The sequence below is a fragment of the Cupriavidus sp. 207A1 genome, assembly GCF_057798955.1.
Window position 1 is genome coordinate 400,723 of the sequence record NZ_JBYOJO010000002.1, and the last position, 19,036, is coordinate 419,758.

Annotated in this window: 18 protein-coding genes; 9 read left to right on the forward strand and 9 right to left on the reverse strand. The window is 68.7% G+C overall.

Features of this window, described 5'->3' with window-relative positions; genetic code table 11:
- Positions 1-103: 103 nt before the first annotated feature.
- On the reverse strand, positions 104-3,130 hold the full coding sequence (locus AC3FMM_RS04605) for a DEAD/DEAH box helicase (RefSeq protein WP_488686174.1): 3,027 nt from the start codon (positions 3,128-3,130) through the stop codon (positions 104-106).
- Positions 3,131-3,304: 174 nt separating this feature from the next.
- Here AC3FMM_RS04605 and AC3FMM_RS04610 point away from each other — a divergent pair, with 174 nt between their 5' ends.
- The 6 genes from AC3FMM_RS04610 (at position 3,305) to AC3FMM_RS04635 (ending at position 7,878) form a co-directional block, all read left to right on the forward strand.
- Entirely contained in the window at positions 3,305-4,225 is a 921-nt protein-coding gene (locus tag AC3FMM_RS04610; RefSeq protein WP_111518487.1) for a branched-chain amino acid transaminase, read from the forward strand.
- Positions 4,226-4,320: 95 nt separating this feature from the next.
- Positions 4,321-4,515 (forward strand): zinc-finger domain-containing protein, encoded by a 195-nt coding sequence (locus AC3FMM_RS04615; protein ID WP_010812205.1) that lies wholly within the window; start codon positions 4,321-4,323, stop codon positions 4,513-4,515.
- A gap of 118 nt (positions 4,516-4,633) precedes the next feature.
- Entirely contained in the window at positions 4,634-5,656 is a 1,023-nt protein-coding gene (gene waaF, locus AC3FMM_RS04620) for a lipopolysaccharide heptosyltransferase II (RefSeq protein ID WP_115708275.1), read from the forward strand.
- 31 nt (positions 5,657-5,687) lie between these two features.
- Positions 5,688-6,128, forward strand: coding sequence for a YybH family protein (locus AC3FMM_RS04625; RefSeq protein ID WP_012351840.1), 441 nt, complete (start codon positions 5,688-5,690; stop codon positions 6,126-6,128).
- Positions 6,129-6,168: 40 nt separating this feature from the next.
- Positions 6,169-7,248 (forward strand): YheT family hydrolase, encoded by a 1,080-nt coding sequence (locus tag AC3FMM_RS04630; RefSeq protein ID WP_488686175.1) that lies wholly within the window; start codon positions 6,169-6,171, stop codon positions 7,246-7,248.
- Positions 7,249-7,287: 39 nt separating this feature from the next.
- Positions 7,288-7,878: a DUF2946 family protein gene (locus AC3FMM_RS04635; RefSeq protein WP_115708271.1), complete on the forward strand. Its 591-nt coding sequence runs from the start codon at positions 7,288-7,290 to the stop codon at positions 7,876-7,878.
- A 19-nt stretch (positions 7,879-7,897) separates the two neighbouring features.
- On the opposite strand, the gene AC3FMM_RS04640 is transcribed toward AC3FMM_RS04635, so the two are convergent.
- Positions 7,898-9,718 (reverse strand): beta-barrel assembly-enhancing protease, encoded by a 1,821-nt coding sequence (locus tag AC3FMM_RS04640; protein ID WP_488686176.1) that lies wholly within the window; start codon positions 9,716-9,718, stop codon positions 7,898-7,900.
- Positions 9,719-9,836: 118 nt separating this feature from the next.
- On the opposite strand from AC3FMM_RS04640, the gene moaC reads away from it, so the two are divergent.
- The 3 genes from moaC to AC3FMM_RS04655 all read left to right on the forward strand — a co-directional run bounded on the left by moaC (position 9,837) and on the right by AC3FMM_RS04655 (position 11,514).
- Positions 9,837-10,316, forward strand: coding sequence for a cyclic pyranopterin monophosphate synthase MoaC (gene moaC / locus AC3FMM_RS04645; protein WP_035816150.1), 480 nt, complete (start codon positions 9,837-9,839; stop codon positions 10,314-10,316).
- Between the two features lie 233 nt (positions 10,317-10,549).
- On the forward strand, positions 10,550-10,984 hold the full coding sequence (locus AC3FMM_RS04650; RefSeq protein ID WP_488686177.1) for a hypothetical protein: 435 nt from the start codon (positions 10,550-10,552) through the stop codon (positions 10,982-10,984).
- A 14-nt stretch (positions 10,985-10,998) separates the two neighbouring features.
- On the forward strand, positions 10,999-11,514 hold the full coding sequence (locus AC3FMM_RS04655; RefSeq protein WP_473703455.1) for a hypothetical protein: 516 nt from the start codon (positions 10,999-11,001) through the stop codon (positions 11,512-11,514).
- A gap of 1 nt (position 11,515) precedes the next feature.
- On the opposite strand, the gene AC3FMM_RS04660 is transcribed toward AC3FMM_RS04655, so the two are convergent.
- The 7 genes from AC3FMM_RS04660 to recX form a co-directional block, all read right to left on the reverse strand.
- On the reverse strand, positions 11,516-13,330 hold the full coding sequence (locus tag AC3FMM_RS04660; RefSeq protein ID WP_488686178.1) for a PglL family O-oligosaccharyltransferase: 1,815 nt from the start codon (positions 13,328-13,330) through the stop codon (positions 11,516-11,518).
- A gap of 94 nt (positions 13,331-13,424) precedes the next feature.
- Positions 13,425-13,940, reverse strand: a complete 516-nt coding sequence (locus AC3FMM_RS04665; RefSeq protein ID WP_115679445.1) for a pilin — start codon at positions 13,938-13,940, stop codon at positions 13,425-13,427.
- A 316-nt stretch (positions 13,941-14,256) separates the two neighbouring features.
- Entirely contained in the window at positions 14,257-14,952 is a 696-nt protein-coding gene (locus tag AC3FMM_RS04670) for a TerC family protein (protein WP_116312174.1), read from the reverse strand.
- A 237-nt stretch (positions 14,953-15,189) separates the two neighbouring features.
- The gene (sucD, locus tag AC3FMM_RS04675) at positions 15,190-16,071 is read right to left on the reverse strand and encodes a succinate--CoA ligase subunit alpha (protein WP_115679443.1); all 882 of its coding nucleotides are present in this window, start codon (positions 16,069-16,071) and stop codon (positions 15,190-15,192) included.
- An 88-nt stretch (positions 16,072-16,159) separates the two neighbouring features.
- A complete protein-coding gene (sucC, locus tag AC3FMM_RS04680; RefSeq protein ID WP_115679441.1) occupies positions 16,160-17,326 on the reverse strand; it encodes an ADP-forming succinate--CoA ligase subunit beta in 1,167 nt (388 codons plus the stop codon).
- 89 nt (positions 17,327-17,415) lie between these two features.
- On the reverse strand, positions 17,416-18,123 hold the full coding sequence (locus AC3FMM_RS04685) for a DUF2889 domain-containing protein (RefSeq protein ID WP_488686179.1): 708 nt from the start codon (positions 18,121-18,123) through the stop codon (positions 17,416-17,418).
- A 336-nt stretch (positions 18,124-18,459) separates the two neighbouring features.
- Entirely contained in the window at positions 18,460-18,927 is a 468-nt protein-coding gene (gene recX, locus AC3FMM_RS04690) for a recombination regulator RecX (protein ID WP_115708256.1), read from the reverse strand.
- Positions 18,928-19,036 lie beyond the last annotated feature (109 nt).

Here is a 19,036-nt window from a genome sequence, read left to right on the forward strand (position 1 = left end):
CAGCGCAACAAGATAGCAAGGTTCCTGCCAAAACCAAACGACTGAGTTTGCCTGAAGGTATGCCGTGCGGGCATATGGCAACGGCCTCGGCGCGCACTGCGCTTCAGCGCCGCAGCAGCCCCACCAGTTCGTCGACATCCGGCAGCGGCGCCCCGGTACCGGCGGCGTGGTCGTCGTCGGCTTCCAGCAGGCCGTCGGCGAGTGCGCGCTTGTCGCGGTGCAGCTCGACGATGCGCTCCTCGATGGTGCCCGCATTGATCAGCCGGTACACCGTGACCGGGCGCTGCTGGCCGATGCGGTGCGCGCGGCCCATGGCCTGGTCTTCGGCGGCGGGGTTCCACCACGGGTCGGCGATGATGACGTAGTCGGCCGCGGTCAGGTTCAGGCCGAAGCCGCCGGCCTTCAGGCTGATCAGGAAGACATCGCCCTCGCCCGCCTGGAACGCGGCCACGCGGCGCGTGCGCTCGGCCGCGGGGGTGGCGCCGTCCAGGTATTGCAGCGCCAGCCCGGCATGCTCCAGCCCCTGGCGCAGCAGCTGCAGGAAATCGACGAACTGGCTGAACACCAGGGTCTTGTGGCCGCTGGCGGCCAGCCCGCTGGCCAGTTCGACGAAGGCCCGCACCTTGGCGCCTTGGCTCAGTTGCCCGCTCACTTCCGGCGTGACCAGGCGCGGATCGCAGGCGGCGCGGCGCAGCCGCATCAGCTGCGCCAGCACGTGCAGGCGCGCCTGCGCCTGGTGCTGGGCCTGCGCCAGCGCCCGTTCCCTGGCGCCGGCGGGCGCATCACGGGAGGCCTTGCGCGCGGCTTCGACGCGTGCCAGCGCGGCCTCGGCTTCGGTCTGGGCCTGGCGGCGCAGCGCCTCGTAGTGCGCGGCTTCGACCGGCTCGGGCTCGACCCGGATCACCAGCTCAGTCCGAGGCGGCAGTTCATCCAGCACCTGCGCCTTGGTCCGGCGCAGCACGAACGGCGCGACCATGCGGCGCAGCCGCAGGCGCGCCTCGCGGCTGCCGGCGCGTTCGATCGGGTTGGCAAAATGCTCGTTGAAGCGGGCCAGCGAGCCCAGCAGGCCCGGATTGCAGAACCGCATCACCGACCACAGCTCGGCCAGCCGGTTCTCCACCGGGGTGCCGGTCAGCGCCATGCGGAAGTCCGACGGCAGCGCGAACATCGCCTGCGCCCGCCGCGTGACCGCGTTCTTGAAGGCCTGGGCCTCGTCGGCCACCACGGTATGCCAGGCGCGCGCGCAGAAAGCGTCGCTGGCCTGCTGCAGCAGCGTGTACGAGACAATCACCACATCATGCGGCCCCGCCTGCGCCAGCAGCGCGTCGCGATCGCCCTCGGCATAGACATGGACGTTGAGCGTGGGCGCGAAGCGCCGCGCCTCGGCGGCCCAGTTGCCGCACACCGAGGTCGGCGCGATCACCAGCGCCGCGCCGCCGCCGGCGCGCGCGACCAGCACGGCCAGCGCCTGCAGGGTCTTGCCCAGGCCCATGTCGTCGGCCAGGCAGGCGCCCAGGCCGGAGGCGGCCAGCGTCATGGCCCAGCGGTAGCCGGCTTCCTGGTATGGGCGCAGCTCGGCCGCCAGCGTGGCCGGCAGCGCGATCTCGCTCTCGCGCGCGGCGCGCAGCCGGTCGATGCGCGCGCGGAAATGCGCGTCGGGATCGACACCCGCGCCGGCCAGCACGTCGTCCAGCCACGGCGTCGCCATCTGCGGCACGCGGATGCCATCGCGGGTGCCATCCGTAAAGCGCTCGCCCACGCCGGCAAGATCGCGCAGCCGGCCGCGCAGCACCTGCGTCAGCGCCACATAGACCCCCTGCCCCATCGGCACGAAGCGCCCGGCATGGCTGCCGGTCCAGTCGATCAGCTTGCCCAGTTCCAGCACCAGCCCCTCGGCCACCCGCAGCTCGCCCGCCAGCTTGTACCACGCGCCACGGCTCTCGACCTGCACCCCCAGCTGCGGCAGGTCGGCGGGCAGCACGCGCAATTCCTTGCCGCGCGGCCATTCGACCGCCTGCACGGCGGGCAGCGACGGCAGCGCCTCGACCACCGCGAGCGCATCCTCGGGATCGTCGAGTGCCCAGGTGTACTCGCCGCACGGCGGCGACAGCGCCACCAGCTGCGGCAGCGCGGCGAAGACCTCGGCCACGCTGGCCAGCTCGGCGTCGAGGTCGCGCTGCGTGGACAGGGTCTCGCCGCGCACCGTGGCCATCAGCCGTTCGCGTCCGGCACCCGGCGCCAGCCGCGGCCCGAGCGGGCCCAGCGGCGTCACCACCAGCCGCAGCGAGATGCCGCGCCCCACCGGCGCCACTTCGGCACGCAGCCGTGCCTCGGCCTCGACCGCGCGCGAGCCCGCCGCGGCATCGGCCTGGATCTGGAACTGGCCGGCCAGCGCGCGCAGGGTCTGGTCGAGCCGGGCGTGGCCTTCCTCGGGAATCGCCAGGCCGTCGCCGATCAGCCGCGCGGCCTCGAACTGCGCCGGGGTATAGCGGATCAGCCGCAGCCGGTGCGGGCCGTCGCGCAGCAGCGTGAACTGGCGCAGCGCCTCGGCCTCCTGCCGCGCGGCGGCGGGCAGCAGTGCCTCCAGCGCCGGCGCCCCGCGCACCGGCGGGAACAGGCGCAGCACGTAGCGGCCGGCGCTGCGCACGGCCTCCAGCGCGGGCGCGTCCTCGACCACGTCCAGCGTCTGCGTGGGCGCGTGGGCCAGCACCACGCCCGGGTGCCCGGCCAGCGCCATCAGCGCCATGGCGCGGTCGAGCACGTAGCGGCGGTTGTGCGAGGCATCGCGGCGGATGGCGCGCGCCACGCGCGCATCCCATGGCTCGAGCCGGTCGTCCTCGGCGATGCGCGCCAGCGGCACCGGCCGGGGCTTGCCCCAGCCCTTGGGGCCGCGCACCTGCTCGAGCGGCTCGATCGTGCCGGGCGCGCCGTCGGCGTCCAGCGTCAGCGCCCACAGCAGGCGCCGGGCCGGTGCCGCCGCACCTTGAGCGGTGGCCGGATCGGTGCCGGCAAGGGCGCGCAGCGCGTCCAGCGCCTGCTGCCAGTCGACCTCCGGCGCGCCAGGGGCGTCCGGCAGCGCGTCAGGCCGGGCAGACTGGCGATGGGGGCTGGAATGTGGGCTCGAAGGCACGGCTTGCAGGAAGGTCGACTGGCGGCACGCCGCCGCCTATGCAGCGACAATGCGGCGACAATGCCGGGGAAAAGCGCATTCTAGACCGCCGCGGCGCCCGCGCCGCGTTGTGACCCATGCCCCCGGGGCTTACAATATCGTTTTTGCTATTTCCACGGCGCAGGGAGAACGGACATGTCGATGGCGGATCGCGACGGCAAGATTTGGATGGATGGCAAGCTGATCGAGTGGCGCGACGCCAAGATCCATGTGCTGACGCATACGCTGCACTACGGCATGGGCGTGTTCGAGGGCGTGCGCGCCTACAAGACCCCCGCCGGCACCGCCATCTTCCGCCTGAAAGAGCACACCCGCCGCCTGTTCAATTCCGCCAAGATCTTCCAGATGGCGATGCCGTTCGACGAGGCCACGCTCGAAGCCGCCACGCGCGAAGTGGTGCGCGCCAACAACCTGGAATCCTGCTACATCCGCCCGATCGTGTGGATCGGCTCGGAAAAGCTGGGCGTCTCGGCCAAGGGCAACACCATCCACGTCGCCATCGCCGCGTGGCCGTGGGGCGCCTACCTGGGCGAGGAAGGCATGGAGCGCGGCATCCGCGTGAAGACCTCGTCGTTCACCCGCCACCACGTCAACGTGTCGCTGGTGCGCGCCAAGGCCAGCGGCTACTACATCAACTCGATCCTGGCCAACCAGGAGGCCACCGGCCTGGGCTACGACGAAGCGCTGCTGCTCGACACCGACGGCTACGTCAGCGAAGGCTCGGGCGAGAACGTCTTCATCGTGCGCAACGGCGTGATCTACACCCCGGACCTGGCCTCGTGCCTGGACGGCATCACCCGCGACGCCACCCTGACCATCGCGCGCGACCTGGGCATCGAAGTGCGCGAGAAGCGCATCACCCGCGACGAGATGTACTGCGCCGACGAAGCCTTCTTCACCGGCACCGCCGCCGAAGTCACGCCGATCCGCGAGCTGGACGACCGCATCATCGGCGAAGGCCGCCGCGGCCCGGTGACCAAGCAGATCCAGGACGCCTTCTTTGCCGCCGTCGGCGGCACCGACGAAAAGTACAAGAAGTGGCTGACGCTGGTGTGAGCACCGGCCGCCGGCCCGCGTGCCAGTCGCCCGCCCCCGCGGGCGCGGCACGCGCCTTGTTTTGACAAACAATACGTTTTATTCCCTGCAACACCATGACGCAAACCGCGACCATCATCGAAATCGGCGCCGAAGACATTCCGCTGCACTGCCCGACCGCCAACACCCCGGCCTGGAACTACCATCCGCGCGTGTTTCTCGACGTGGCCGACACCGGCGAAGCCAAGTGCCCGTACTGCGGCACCGTGTACAAGCTCAAGCCGGGCACCGTGCTGAAGGGCCACCACTGACCCGAGCCGCCTGCCATCGCACTCCCCTGACGCTCCGGGCCGCCCACAGGCGCCCCGGAGCGTTGGCGTTGCCGGCGCCCGCGCCGCTGCGCCCGTGCCGGCTCCTTGCGCCCCTTCCATGAAGAAAGCCCTCGTCATCGCCCCCAACTGGATCGGCGACGCCCTGATGGCGCAGCCGCTGTTCGCGCTGCTCAAGGCACGCCATCCGCGCCTGGTCATCGACGCCCTCGCGCCCAAGTGGGTCGCGCCGGTGCTCGCGCGCATGCCGGAAATCGGCCGCGTGTTCCCGTCGGACCTTGCGCACGGCAAGCTGCAGCTGTCGGCGCGGCTGATGTTCGCGCAGCAGCTGAAGAACGAAGGCTATGACCTCGCCTACGTGCTGCCGAACTCGCTCAAGTCGGCGCTGATCCCGTGGCTGGCCGGCATTCCGCTGCGCATCGGCTACCGCGGCGAAGCGCGCTTCGGCATGCTCAACGTGCGCCACGCCAATCCGCCGCGCGACCACCGCCCGCCGATGGTGGAGCACTACGCGCGCCTGGCGCTCAAGCCCGGCGCCCGCCTGCCCGAGAACCTGACCGAGCCGCGCCTGCGCGTGGACCCGGCGCGCGTGGCCGCCACCGCCGAGCGCTTCGGCCTGGCGCCGCACACGCGCGTGATCGCGTTCTGCCCGGGCGCCGAGTTCGGCCCAGCCAAGCGCTGGCCCGCGGCGCATTTCGCCAGGCTGGCGCAGATGCTGCGGCGCTCGTATCCGTACGCGCAGATGATCGCGCTGGGCTCGGCCAAGGATGCCGAGATCGCCGCCGAAATCACCAGCGAGGCCCCGTTCGTGCGCAACCTGTGCGGCCAGACCTCGCTCGACGACGCGGTCGACCTGCTGGCGCTGGCCGAAGCCGCGGTCTGCAACGATTCGGGCCTGATGCACGTGACCGCGGCGCTGGGCCGGCCGCAGGTGGCGGTGTACGGCTCGAGCGACCCGCGCCACACGCCGCCGCTGTCACAGGCAGCGAGTATCATGTGGCTGCAGCTGGAGTGCAGTCCGTGCTTCAAGCGCGAGTGCCCGCTGGGCCACCTGCGCTGCCTGAAAGAGATCGAACCGGAAATGGTGTTCGTCGAGCTGCGCAAGCTCCTGCACCGGCCCTGACCTCCCCGCCCTAGCCACGTCCATTGCCAACATGCCTCGCTTTGCCCGCCTGTTCGATTCCGCCGAAGACATCGTCGACGCTTTCCGCGAAGCGCTGAAGCTGCGCGACGCCGAAGGCGCGCTGCGCCTGTGGCTGGACGAAGACTCGATCACCTGCGTGCTGCCCGACGGCCAGCGCCTGATCGGCCACGAACAGCTGCGCCAGGCCTTCTCGCAGCTGCTGGAAGAACAGCCAGTGCTGGTCGACGCCATCGAGACCAGCAGCCATGCGTCGATGGCCGTGTCGATCTTCGACGTGACCGAGGCGCTGCGCTTCGGCAGCGACCGCGTCGAGGCCGACCTGTACGTGCACACCACCTACGTGCTGATGCAGAACCACGAAGGCTGGCGCCTGGCCCACATCCACTGCAGCCCGGCCAACGCGGTGCAGGTTGCCGCGGTGGCCGCCACGCCCGGCCAGGCGCTGCACTGAACCCGCGGCCGCGCAGCGGCCTGCTGCAACACAAGCCGGCATGACGCAGCTTCCGCACCACCGACTGCCCTACGCGGTCCAGGCAGATCCCGCCAGCGCGCACGGCTATGGCGATGGCACGCCGATGCCCTGGTGGCTGCGCGGCGGCCATGCCCAGACCATCATCCCTGCGCGTTTCACCCGCCGCCCGCCGCGCGTGGGCTTTCGCCGCGAACGCTGGGCCACGCCCGACCAGGACTTCATCGACCTCGACTGGACCACACATGCGGTGCAGGCGCAGACGCCGCTGGTGGTGATGTTCCACGGCCTCGAGGGCGACTCCGGCAGCCACTACGCGCAGGCGCTGATGCATGCGCTGTCGCTGCGCGGCTGGCAGGGCGTGATCCCGCATTTCCGCGGCTGTTCCGGCGAGCTCAACCTGGCGCCGCGCTTCTACCACTCGGGCGATTCGGCCGAAATCCGCTGGGTGCTGGAGCGCCTGCGCCAGCACCACTGCGCCGGCGGCCGCAAGCTGCTGGTGGTGGGCATCTCGCTGGGCGGCAACGCCTTGCTGCGCATGCTGGGCGAAGACGGCAGCGCCGCCGGCCACGTGCATGCGGCCGCGGCGATTTCCGCGCCGCTGGACCTGGCCGCCGGCGGCGCCGCGCTGTCGGCCGGCTTCAACCTGGTCTACACGCGCATGTTCCTGCAGACGCTCAAGCGCAAGTCGCTGGCCAAGCTGGAGCAGTTCCCGGGCCTGTTCGACCGCGACGCCATGCTGGCCAGCCGCGACCTGTACGCCTTCGACAATGTCGTCACCGCGCCGCTGCACGGCTTTGCCGATACCGACGACTACTGGCGCCGCGCCGCCAGCAAACCCGTGCTGCGCGAGATCGCCGTGCCCACGCTGGTGCTCAACGCGCGCAACGATCCCTTCCTGCCCGCTCGGCACCTGCCCGGCCCGGCCGACGCCAGCCCGCAGGTCTGGCTGGAACAGCCCGAGCACGGCGGCCATGTCGGCTTCATGACGCCGCCCGCGGACTGGCGCCGCCACCTGCCGCTGCGGGCCGACGGACGCTTCGGCGGTCATATCGAATGGCTGCCGGCACGGATCCTGAGATTTTTCGACAGCATGATGTAAGGCGGGCGCCGGTCCCGACAGCCCGCCGGGGAGACCGAGATGGACGACATCGTCAGGCAGGCCATGGCACGCTGGCCCAACGTGCCCAATGCCTACGGCTGGCTCACGCTGGACCGCCGCGGGCAGTGGCGCCTGCGCAATGAGTACGCGCAGCAGCACGGGCTTTCGGGCGACCCGATCCGCCATGAAGCGCTGATCGGCTTTATCGAACGCAACTACCAGTGCGACGAACGCGGCTGCTGGTACTTCCAGAACGGGCCGCAGCGGGTGTTCGTGACGCTGGGCTATGCGCCGTGGATCGTGCGGCTGCACCAGGGCGCGCTGCAGACCACCACGGGGCAGCCCTTCACGCTGCAGGCCTGCTTTGCCGACGAGCACGGCAACGTGGTACTGGCAGGCACCGTCGCCGGCATGGCGCCTGGCACCGCGCCGGCGTTGCAGGCGGCGCTGCTGCACGACCACGACCTGGAGCAGTTCAGCGGCGCCAGCACCTGGCATGGCGAAGCCTGCGGCGCCGACCTGGGCGTGTTCCGCCACGATGGCCGCGACCTGGCAATCGAGCCGATCGCCGAGAGCGAGGTGCCGAAGCGCTTCGGCTTCGTGCGCCAGCCGGCGGCGCCGGCCGGCTGAGCCGCGCCAACCTCGAACCTCAGTTGGGCATGCCCTTGTTGTCCTGCTTGTCCTCGCGGTACTGGCGCTCCAGCTGGTGCAGGCGCGCATCGACCTCCGACAGCGTATAGAAATCGCCGTCGCCGGCCTTGCGCGCGATCTGCAGCTGTTCGATGGCGGCCTGGTAGGCGCCATCCATCGCATATTTCTCGGCCAGGGCCTGATGTTGCTGCAGCCGCTTGCCCTGGCCGGCGTACGCGCGCGCCAGCATCTCCCACCATTCGCTGCGGCCGGTCTCCTGGCGCGTGCGCTCGCGCAGGAAGCGCACCGCTTCGTCATGGCGGCCGGAGCCGATCAGGGTCTCGGCGTAGGCCACCGCCACCGCGTGCGACAGCGGGAAGGCCTTCATCGAAGCGCTGGCCTGCGACAGTGCCTCGGGCACGCGGCCCTGCGCGCGCGCCAGTTCCACCGCCATCACGTCGAGCATCGGGCTGCCGGAACTGGCCCCGGGGATATTGCCGTACAGGCGGCGGGCTTCGGCAAGTTCCTGTTCGGCGGCCGGATAGCGGCGCAGGCGCTGCTCGACCAACGCCAGCGCGTAGTGCACCGCCGGCGCGCGCAGTGCGGAGGCTCCGGCCAGTTGCGTGCGCAGCGCCGCGCGCAGGTTCTGCAGCTCGCTCGGCGACGCTTCCTGGATCACGCGGGCGCGCATGCGCGCAAATTCGTACTCGGGCGTGTTGGGCACCTTGCGCTGGCTGGCATGGCTGACGCGGTCCTGCATGTCGGCGATGCGCTCGGAGGTCAGCGGGTGGGTGCGCACATAGGACGGCACCGAATTCTCGGCGGTGCCCGCGGCGCGCTGCAGCCGCATGAAGAAATCGGGCATGCCCTGCGGGTCGAAGCCCGCCGCGGTCAGGATCTGGAAGCCGACCCGGTCGGCCTCGCGCTCCGCGCCGCGCGAGAACGACAGCTGGTTGGCAATGGCGGCGCCCTGCCCGCCCATGGCCAGCGCCGCCGCCGCATCCGGGCTGCGCGTCGCGGCCAGCCCGGCCAGCACCATCGACGCCAGCGCAATCCACATCGACTGGTCTTGCTGGGTGATGCCGCGCGCGATATGCCGCTGCATCACGTGGCCGATTTCGTGGCCCAGCACCGAGGCCAGCTCGGACTCGGTATCGGACTGCACCAGCAGCCCGGTGTGCACGCCGATATAGCCGCCGGGCAGCGCAAAGGCGTTGATGCTGCGGTCGCGCACCGCGAACAGGTCGAAGCCGGTGGCGAAGGTGCCGGCGCCGGTCGAGCCGGAGATGTTCTGGCGCCGCGCCGCCTGCACCAGCCGGTAGCCGAGCGCGTTCAGGTAGTCGGACAGCAGCGGATCGGCCACGTACAGCGGATCGCGCCGGATATCGCGCATGATGCGGTCGCCCAGGCGTTTTTCCATGTCGGGCGACAGCGACGCGGTGGACGGGTCGCCGAGATCCGGCAGCTGCACGCCGCCCGCCTCCACCACCGCATTGTTGGTGCGCAGGCCGAACTCGGACTTCTGGCCCGCCTTGACGCTGCGGTTCAGGTTGTCGTAGACCTGGTCCGCCGCCTCGGCCGAGGTGGCCGGCGCCGGCGCACGGGGCGCAGCCACCGGCGTCGCTGGCGCCGCTGCCGGGCGCGGCGTACCCTGTGGCCAGGCCGGTGCCGCGAACGTCAGCGCCAGCAGCGCCGCCAGCGGCCGCCGCCATGGCGCCCAGGCGCCGCCGGCGCGGCGGCGGCCGGCTTCGCGATGTGACGCGGAACCGGCAGGAACGGCATCCGCCACGGCGCCACGGCCAGATGCGGCAGACCTGCGAAGCGATGGGTGTTTTGGCATGTTGCTATGATAGCGGCCTCCCGTGGCCGTTCCCATCGGACGCGTCGGTCGGACCTTTCGGGGCGACACTGGCGGCACCGGCGGCCCCATGCATGCAGTTCGCCCGAAGCTCTCGATCATGACCCAGCTCACCCATTTCGACACCGCCGGACAAGCCCACATGGTCGACGTCGGCGACAAGGCCAGCACCCATCGCGTCGCGGTGGCGACCGGCACCATCACCATGCAGCCCGCCACCTTCGCCCTGGTGCGCGACGGCAGCGCCAAGAAAGGGGATGTGATCGGCATCGCCCGCGTGGCGGCGATCATGGCCACCAAGCGCACCGCCGACCTGATCCCGCTGTGCCACCCGATCGGCCTGACCAAGGTGGCGGTCGAGTTCGCGCTGGACGAGGCCACCGCCACCGTCGCCTGCACCGTGCGCACCGAGACCCGCGGCCAGACCGGCGTGGAGATGGAGGCACTGACCGGCGTGCAGGTCGCGCTGCTGACGATCTACGACATGTGCAAGGCGGTGGACCGCGGCATGGTGATCGGCAATGTGAAGCTGCTGGAAAAGCATGGCGGCAAGTCCGGGGATTGGGTAGCGGCGGGTTGATCGCTCTGCTCGCGACACAGCGTACGTGACGTGTGCAGTACGCCGGGCCAGGGCGGACGTTGCCTCGTCTTACGCCATCTTCCTTCCCTGGTAATAAAGGTAACGCCGCATTTCCACACGCGCCGTCCCCACCATCCGCGCGCGACAATTTGGTATTCAATATGATTGCGGGCCGCCAGGGATTGCGGCCGGCTGACCCTGTCCGCGACGCGCGCGGGGATGAGGTGGACACCATGAACGGGCGCATGCTCTGCCAGATCGCCCTGGCACTCGCGGCCACGGCCGCCAGCGGCGCTGCCCTCGCCGGGCGGGCCGATCTCCACGATGCCGCCTGGCATGGCGGCGATCTGCGCGACGGCATGGTGAAGACGCGCACCAGCGTAGGCGTGGGCATCTATCTCGGGCCCGGCGCGTTCTACGGCGGCTATCCCTACGGCTACCCCGCACCGTACTACTACCCGCCCGCCGCAGTCGCGGTGCCCGCGGCGCCGCCAGAATACATCGAGCAAGGCCCGAACGGCCCGGTGCCCGCCCCCGGCCCGGACGGCGTCATGCCGCAGCAGGGCTGGTGGTACCACTGCAGCCAGCCCGAAGGCTACTACCCTTACGTCGCATCCTGCCCTGGCGGCTGGCAACGCGTGCCGGCACAGCCGCCCGCCAATTCCTGACACGGGGTGACACCATGCATGCCCTGACCCGCGCCACGCTGGCCGTGGCCACCCTCGCCCTCGGCGCCTGCGCCGTGCTGCCCTCCGGACCCAGCGTGATGGCACTGCCCGGCACCGGCAAGAACTTCGACCAGTTCCGCGCCGACGACTACAACTGCCGGCAGTTCGCCTTGGGGCGCGTCGGCGGCGTGTCTTCGGCCCAGGCGGCCAACAATGCCGCGCTCGGCAGCGCGGTGGTCGGCACTGCGCTGGGCGCTGCCGCGGGGGCGGCCTTCGACGGCGGGTCGGGAGCGGCAGTGGGTGCAGGCGTCGGCCTGCTCACGGGTGCCGCGGTCGGTGCCGGCAATGCGCAATACGCCGGCTATGGCACGCAGCAGCAGTACGACGCCGCCTACGTGCAGTGCATGTACGCCAGCGGCAATCGCGTGCCCGTGCCGGGGCGCGTGGCCGCCGTCCCGGCGCCGGCGCCGCGGTACTACTATCCGCCGCCCCCGCCGCCGGTCTACTACAGCCCGTACCCGTACTACTAGGTCAGTCCCGGCCCAGTTCGGCAAGCCGCCGCGAGCGGTCGAGCACCCAGCCGCAGAACGCCTGCGGGCGCGCTTCCGCCTTGACGCCGCGGCACGCCTGCGCGATCGTCGCGTACTGCGCGGCCTCGTCGCCAAGGTAGTACCAGCGCAGGCGCTCCATCCACTGCCGGCCTTGCGCGGCATCGCCCGTCAGCGCCAGCAGCCATGCCGTGCGCGCGATCATGGTAGGGGTCGGCAGCAGGTGCACCGCCGCGACATGCGCAGGCAACAGTGACGCGGCATTCTCCGGCGTGATCGCGGCCTGCCCCGCCGCATCGGCCTGCGCATGCTGGCGGAACCAGAAGCGGGGCATCGGCAGCGCCTGGCGGCCTTCGCTGCCGGCATACTCGCGCGCTTCCGCACGCCGATAGTCCTGCCACATGGTGCCCAGCACCACCGCGGCCACCGCGACAAACGCCAGCGCCAGCCCCCGCGCCACCGGCAACGGCACCCGCCAGCGCCCGAAGCCCGACGGCTCCAGCCACCCCAGCATGAAGCAGAACGGCAGGAAGAAATACAGGTAATGCAGCGGGTATTCCAGCATCGAATGCGCGCACAGCATCGCCAGCCAGGTCAGCACCAGCACCGTCTGCCTGCGCTCTTCCGGATCGCCATGCCACAAGCGCACCCGCACTACCCGCCACAGCCACGCCAGCAAAATCACGGCGACGCCAACGGTGCCGACGACCCCGGTCTTCGCCAGCAGGTCGAGAATCGCGTTGTGGGCGTGCAGGGACATCTCGACCTTCACGCCCACCTGTTCCAGCTGCTGGAATTGCGCCCAGCCGAACTCGCCCCAGCCGACGCCGAACCACGGATGGGCGCGGAACATCGCCATGGCGTGCGCCCACAGCGCGCCGCGCGCGGAGATCTGGTCTTCGGCTTCAAGCTGGGCGATGGTGTCGAACAGGCGCCAGTCGAAGGCCTGCCCTGCCGCCTTGATCGTGGGTTGCAGTATCAAGAGCATCGCCACCATGGCAACGGCAGCGACGACCAGTCCAACCGGGCGCTGCATCGGATCCGGACCGCGGCGCTCGCCTCGCGCCAGCCATGCCGCAATCATCGCGTAGCACGCGGCAAGGCCCACATGCAACACGCCGGTACGCGAGCCGGACAGCACGATGCCGCTTTCCAGCAGGGCCACCGCGGCCAGCCACATCGGGAAACGCAAGCGGCCGCGCGAGGCCAGCCACACTGACGCGACCAGTGCCAGGCCGTGTACGGTGGCCTGGTGGTTGGGCTGGTTCAGGTTGCCCCAGAGGCGGCGGTTGGTGTCGTAGAAGTAGGTGGAGACGAGGCCGAAGGAGCGGGGTTCGAGGTGGAAGAGCTGGACCCATTGGGTGACGGTCCCGAGCAGGCCGGCGATCAACGCCGCAATGGCAAGGGCGTCCGCAGAATCCGACGTGCTGCCTTGGGTGCGGCGGTACCACCATGCAGCAGATGCCACAGTGGCGCCGAGCAGCAACGTGAGGACAGTCATCAGGCGGCTGCCGGAAACGTCGGCGTGGCCATGGATCGCAAAGATCAGGCTGACGACAACAAGCCAGAGAAATAGCAGCGAGATGAGCGGCAGCGATGCGAAAGCAACGTCAGTCGAGGTCCCCAGCCGGCGAATCGCTTGAACCACGACGGCAGCAACCGCGACCATGCCGCACAGCGCGGCCGCCCATTCGCCATAGAACGTGGCAAGCGGCAGCGTGTGCCGGGAGACCAGCAGCGGGATGACGATTGCTGCGACGAGAACAGCCGACGAGAAGTTTGGCCGGGAAGGCGGCATTGCGGCGCCTGGGTTGGGAAAAGGCGCATGATAGCTTGGGCGCCAGGCAAAGAAAAAGCGCCCGAAGGCGCTTTTTCATTCGTTCGCAGAACGATTAGGTACGGCAGCTAACCGGTGAGACGTTACCCGGGAGAGTCGCAGCTGCTGCGGGCGCCGGGCCAGGAGCGGGCAGAGTAGAGGCCGCCTTTGCCGCCGAAAAGCACTCCCAATCCACAGAGCCACCAGCCGGCGGAGTACCGGCTACAAGCGCAGCGCCGCCGGAAGACGGCACCAGTACGAGTGTACCGTTGCCCGCACGGGCAGCATAAGTAATGGTAACTTGACCGTTCGCCGCAATTGCAATGCCCGTAACGTTTTGCGTGGCGGCAGGAGCAGCCCAACCGTTTGCAAGTGCGACACCGTTCGCGGCATTCTCGGTAACAGAAGTCTTTGCTGAATCAGCCAGCGTCAAACCTTCGGTAACGCGAGCGCGAATCACGTAGTCTTGGTAAGCGGGAATCGCAATCGCCGCCAGGATACCAATGATCGCCACCACGATCATCAGTTCGATCAGCGTAAAGCCCTTCTGGACGCGGCGGCCCAGCTTCTTCAGTTGTTGTACCCGTTGCATGATTTGACCCCTCGAAGAGATTTTGGTTAAGCGTTGCACGTCTTCGGTTCGTGACGCGGGGACGATTGAGCAGCAAGTGTGCCAGGCACATCCCCCATCGGTAGGGGGTGAAAAACGACAAATTTCGTCACCCGTCGGGGTGATGCTTGCCGGTTGCGCCAAAAATTGTCACCCTGGACCGCTACCACACGCAAGCGCGACAAAAAGTGCGATCACTCACATGAGTTAGTGGGCATGGGCACCGACACACCTGGCGCAGCCCCCAATGAAAAAGGGCGGCCCGCTGGCCGCCCCTTCGCGCATGCGCTGGTTGCCGTTAAGCCGTCTGTGCCGACCGGCGGCTCAGCAGCTTGCCGATGATCACGACCAGGATCGCGCCGGCGGCGCCGAAGACCAGGTGGGCGTGCGGCACGTGGATTTCGAACCAGGCGGCGTCGACCGGGTCGCTGACCAGCATTTCGCCGGCGAGATAGCCGAGCAGCGCGGCGCCCAGCACGATGATGACGGGGAAGCGCTCCATCACCTTGAGCAGGATGGTGCTGCCGAACACGATCAGGGGGATCGACAGCCCCAGGCCGACGATCAGCAGCAGCAGCTGGCTGCCTTCCGGGCCCTTTTGCGCGGCGGCGGCCACGGCGACCACGTTGTCCAGCGACATCACCAGGTCGGCGATCAGGATGGTGCGGATCGCGGCCCAGATATTGTCCTTGGCGTCATGGCCGTCTTCGTCGTCCTCGCCGGTCAGCAACTGCACGCCGATATAGACCAGCAGCACGGCGCCGATGATCTTCAGGTACGGCAGGCTCAGCAGCTTGACCGCGGCCACGGTCAGCACCACGCGCATGATGATGGCGGCGGCGCTGCCCCAGAAGATGGCCTTCTTCTGCTGGGCCGGCGGCAGGTTGCGCGAGGCGAGTGCGATCACCACCGCGTTGTCGCCGGACAGGACGATATTGGTCAGGATGATCGATCCCAACGCAATCCAGAAAGTGGTGGAAGACAGCAGTTCCACGGGGAGGCTCCTCGAGTTCTATGTGATGGCGCGCCTCGTCATCTGACGGGATTTCGGATGTCTGAAGGCGCAGACATGACTGTTTACCCGACCAACCTTTCGATTAGATTTCAATCTTGTAATGTTCGGGGTCATCAAGGCCCCTGAATCACTTCCGCGGAAAAGACAATGCCCCCGCCGAAGCGGGGGCATTGAGGGAACGGTCGATCCCGCTGTCGCGGGAAAGTCGGCCAGGGCTTACAGCATTGCCTTCAGCAGGCGGCCCATTTCGGACGGGTTCTTGGTCACCTTGATACCGCAGGCTTCCATGATTTCCAGCTTGGCCTGGGCGGTGTCGGCACCGCCCGAGATCAGCGCGCCGGCGTGGCCCATGCGCTTGCCCGGAGGCGCGGTCACGCCAGCGATGAAGCCGACCACCGGCTTCTTCATGTTGTCCTTGATCCAGTTGGCCGCATTGGCTTCGTCCGGACCGCCGATCTCACCGATCATGACCACGGCGTCCGTTTCCGGATCGTCGTTGAACATCTGCATCACGTCGATGTGCTTCAGGCCGTTGATGGGGTCGCCACCGATGCCGACAGCCGACGACTGGCCCAGGCCCAGCGCGGTCAGCTGGCCCACGGCTTCGTACGTCAGGGTGCCCGAGCGCGACACCACGCCGATGCGACCCTTCTTGTGGATGTGGCCCGGCATGATGCCGATCTTGATTTCGTCCGGCGTGATCAGGCCCGGGCAGTTCGGTCCCAGCAGCAGGGTCTTCTTGTTCTCGCGGCGCATGCGGTCCTTTACTTCCATCATGTCGCGCACGGGGATACCTTCGGTGATGCAGACCACCAGGTCCAGGTCGGCGTCAACGGCTTCCCAGATCGCGGCAGCGGCGCCTGCGGGCGGCACGTAGATGACCGACACGGTGGCGCCGGTCTGGGCCTTGGCGTCCTTGACGCTGGCGTAGATGGGAATGCCTTCGAAGTCTTCGCCGGCCTTCTTCGGGTTCACGCCGGCGACGAACGCGTTCTTGCCGTTGGCGTAGTCACGGCAGCCACGGGTGTGGAACTGGCCGGTCTTGCCGGTGATGCCCTGGGTGATGACCTTGGTGTCTTTGTTGATCAGAATCGACATGCTTTCGTCCTTTGCTTGACTCGGGCAGCGCGGGCAAAGGCCACGCGCGCTGCCGAAGTTCGCTTGTATTGGGTAACGGCGCCTCGGCTTACTTGCCGGCGGCGGCAGCCACGACCTTCTGGGCGGCTTCTTCCATCGTGTCGGCCGAGATGATCGGCAGGCCCGAGTCAGCCAGCATCTTGCGGCCCAGCTCTTCGTTGGTGCCCTTCATGCGCACGACCAGCGGCACGTTCAGCGACACTGCCTTCGAGGCCGAGATCACGCCTTCGGCGATCACGTCGCAACGCATGATGCCGCCGAAGATGTTGACCAGGATGGCCTGCACGTTCTTGTTGCTCAGCATCAGCTTGAAAGCTTCGGTCACCTTCTCGGTGGTGGCACCGCCGCCCACGTCGAGGAAGTTGGCCGGCTCGCCGCCGAACAGCTTGATGGTGTCCATGGTTGCCATGGCCAGGCCGGCGCCGTTCACCAGGCAGCCGATGTTGCCGTCCAGCGAGATATAGGCCAGGTCGAACTTCGAGGCTTCGATTTCGTTGGCGTCTTCTTCATCCAGGTCGCGGTAGGCGACGATTTCCGGATGGCGGAACAGCGCGTTCGAGTCGAAGTTGAACTTGGCGTCGAGCGCGATCACCTTGCCGTCGCCGGTCAGGATCAGCGGGTTGATTTCGGCCAGCGAAGCGTCGGTTTCGTAGAACGCCTTGTACAGGCCTTGCAGGGCCTGGCGGGCTTGCGCCACGCTCGCGTCGGGCACGCCGATCTTGCGGGCGATGTCGTCGGCGTCAGCGTCGGTCAGGCCGGTCGACGGCTCGACGATCAGGGTGTGGATCTTTTCCGGGCTGTGGGCAGCGACTTCCTCGATGTCCATGCCGCCTTCGCTCGACGCCATCAGGGCGATCTTCTGCGACACGCGGTCCACCACCAGCGAAACGTACAGTTCCTTCTTGATGTCGGCGCCTTCTTCGATCAGCAGGCGGTTGACCTTCTTGCCTTCCGGACCGGTCTGGTGCGTGACCAGCTGCATGCCCAGGATGTTGGACGCGTAGGTCTTGACCTCGTCCATGCTCTTGGCAACCTTGACGCCGCCGCCCTTGCCGCGGCCACCCGCGTGGATCTGCGCCTTGACAACCCACACCGGGCCGCCGAGTTGTTCTGCGGCCTTCAGGGCCTCGTCAACCGAGAACGCGGGGATGCCGCGCGGAACCGGCACATTGTATTTGCGCAGGATTTCCTTGCCTTGATACTCATGGATATTCATGCGTGTTTCCTTTCGGGTAGGCGTAAAAGGTAGAAGGGAAGAATCTGAAAGAAGACGAACTCTCTCGTCGGGCTGGCCGATCCTGAGAATCAGCCGGAGGTGCCGGTCGGCCGGTCGGCCGGGACAGCGTCGTTGCCGTCGATTGCGTGACCACCGCGGTCGCCATTGGCCGCGGGCTGCTGCACCTGAGGCGCGGATGCGACGGCAGGCGCGGCCTCGGCCCTTGCCTTGGGCGTCGGCTGGTGACCATACCAGCGCGGGTAAAACTGACGAACCACCTCGCCGTCGAAACGCAGGGCGTGGCAGCCGTTCAACTGATAGGGCGGCTCCGGATTCGGATCGTCCTCGCCGTTGTCGCGGATACTGATGACCTCGCCGGCAAAGGCCTGGATCGCGGTGCTCGGCAGCACCCCGGCGGCTTCGGTCAGGTGCGAGCAGCCGTGCATGCCGCCCAGGCGCTCGCGCACCGCCTTGCGAAAGCCCTTGCGCAGGTTCAGCCCGATCAGCTTGCGGTAAGCCGGGCCGATCGTGTCGCAGTGGGATGGGTACGGCACCCAGTCCGAGCAGGCCTCGGCATCCAGCACCGTCATTTCCTCGTCGATCGTGATGCGCAGCCACAGGTCGTGCAGCGGCTGGCCTTGCGGGCGGATACGGTCGCCGGCCAGTTCGATGTCGCGGGGCTTGGTGTCGGTCAGGCGCACCTCGATGTCCCACAGGCCGTCCTCTCTCTGGTACGCCTCGGCCGCAATGGCACGGCGGTGACGCAGGGAGCGGTTGACGGGCTGGGACAGAGGCATGGCCAGGCTAGGGATACGGAAGATACGGAAGCTACGGAGAATCCGGGGGGCTGGGGCACCGTGGTGCCGCGGCGCCGACGCGGCACCGAATAACCCGGGGAGTTTAACATGGCATGCCGCGTTGGCCGGGAACATCCTTGTGCGGCGACTGTCGCGCCCGGATTGTCGGCCGACCATGGCGCCGCGGCAGGGCGGGCGGCCTTGCCGCAATGCACCAGCAGGCACCGGCTCGCGGCCCCGACAAGAACCGCGGGCCGGCATGGCGCGATGACGCAACGCAGCGAAATACACATGACGGCAGCGCAGGTACTTCCCGAGGCTGCCTCGTCACTCGGCTCAGTCCACGTCGCCGTAGTCCTCGTCCGCGCCCTGGATGATCTTGCCGACCACCGCGCGCGAAAAGCCGCGTGCCACCATGAAGCGGATCTGCTTGGCCCGCGCCTCGGGCGTGTCGGGCGGCGTACCGAAGCGCTTGCGCCAGACCTCGCGCGCGCGCTCGACCTCGGTGGCGCGCAGGCGCTCCTGCAATTCGCCCAGCTGCTCGCTGCCGAGCTTGTGGGTCTTGGCTTCCTGCATCACGCGCGCGGTACCGTAGCGGGCGCCGCGGCGATGCACCAGGCTGTCGGCAAAGCGCTGGTTCGACAGCCAGTTCTCGCGCTCCAGCGCGTCCAGCAGTTGTTCCAGCTGCTCGGGCGACTCGGCATGCGGCGCCAGCTTGCGCGCGAGCTCGGCGCGGCTGTGCTCGCGGCGCGACAGGTAGCCGACGGCGCGCGCCTTCAGCGACAGCGGGGGACGGGTTGCCATGGGTGACCGGGATCAGCGGTTAACAGAAAGAACGGGCGCCGCGGGCCAAGCAAAAAGGCCGGGGCATCGGCGATGCCCCGGCCTTCCGGATGGCGCAGCGGCCGCCGGC

Excerpts from the sequence above, each read along its gene's own strand:
- AC3FMM_RS04660 (WP_488686178.1), bottom strand. The coding sequence starts at position 13,330 with ATGCCGCCTTCCCGGCCAAACTTCTCGTCGGCTGTTCTCGTCGCAGCA.
- AC3FMM_RS04665 (WP_115679445.1), bottom strand. The coding sequence starts at position 13,940 with ATGCAACGGGTACAACAACTGAAGAAGCTGGGCCGCCGCGTCCAGAAG.
- AC3FMM_RS04615 (WP_010812205.1), top strand. The coding sequence starts at position 4,321 with ATGACGCAAACCGCGACCATCATCGAAATCGGCGCCGAAGACATTCCG.
- AC3FMM_RS04650 (WP_488686177.1), top strand. The coding sequence starts at position 10,550 with ATGAACGGGCGCATGCTCTGCCAGATCGCCCTGGCACTCGCGGCCACG.
- AC3FMM_RS04685 (WP_488686179.1), bottom strand. The coding sequence starts at position 18,123 with ATGCCTCTGTCCCAGCCCGTCAACCGCTCCCTGCGTCACCGCCGTGCC.
- moaC (WP_035816150.1), top strand. The coding sequence starts at position 9,837 with ATGACCCAGCTCACCCATTTCGACACCGCCGGACAAGCCCACATGGTC.
- AC3FMM_RS04610 (WP_111518487.1), top strand. The coding sequence starts at position 3,305 with ATGTCGATGGCGGATCGCGACGGCAAGATTTGGATGGATGGCAAGCTG.
- AC3FMM_RS04625 (WP_012351840.1), top strand. The coding sequence starts at position 5,688 with ATGCCTCGCTTTGCCCGCCTGTTCGATTCCGCCGAAGACATCGTCGAC.
- waaF (WP_115708275.1), top strand. The coding sequence starts at position 4,634 with ATGAAGAAAGCCCTCGTCATCGCCCCCAACTGGATCGGCGACGCCCTG.
- AC3FMM_RS04630 (WP_488686175.1), top strand. The coding sequence starts at position 6,169 with ATGACGCAGCTTCCGCACCACCGACTGCCCTACGCGGTCCAGGCAGAT.
- sucC (WP_115679441.1), bottom strand. The coding sequence starts at position 17,326 with ATGAATATCCATGAGTATCAAGGCAAGGAAATCCTGCGCAAATACAAT.
- AC3FMM_RS04640 (WP_488686176.1), bottom strand. The coding sequence starts at position 9,718 with ATGCCAAAACACCCATCGCTTCGCAGGTCTGCCGCATCTGGCCGTGGC.
- AC3FMM_RS04635 (WP_115708271.1), top strand. The coding sequence starts at position 7,288 with ATGGACGACATCGTCAGGCAGGCCATGGCACGCTGGCCCAACGTGCCC.
- recX (WP_115708256.1), bottom strand. The coding sequence starts at position 18,927 with ATGGCAACCCGTCCCCCGCTGTCGCTGAAGGCGCGCGCCGTCGGCTAC.
- AC3FMM_RS04655 (WP_473703455.1), top strand. The coding sequence starts at position 10,999 with ATGCATGCCCTGACCCGCGCCACGCTGGCCGTGGCCACCCTCGCCCTC.
- sucD (WP_115679443.1), bottom strand. The coding sequence starts at position 16,071 with ATGTCGATTCTGATCAACAAAGACACCAAGGTCATCACCCAGGGCATC.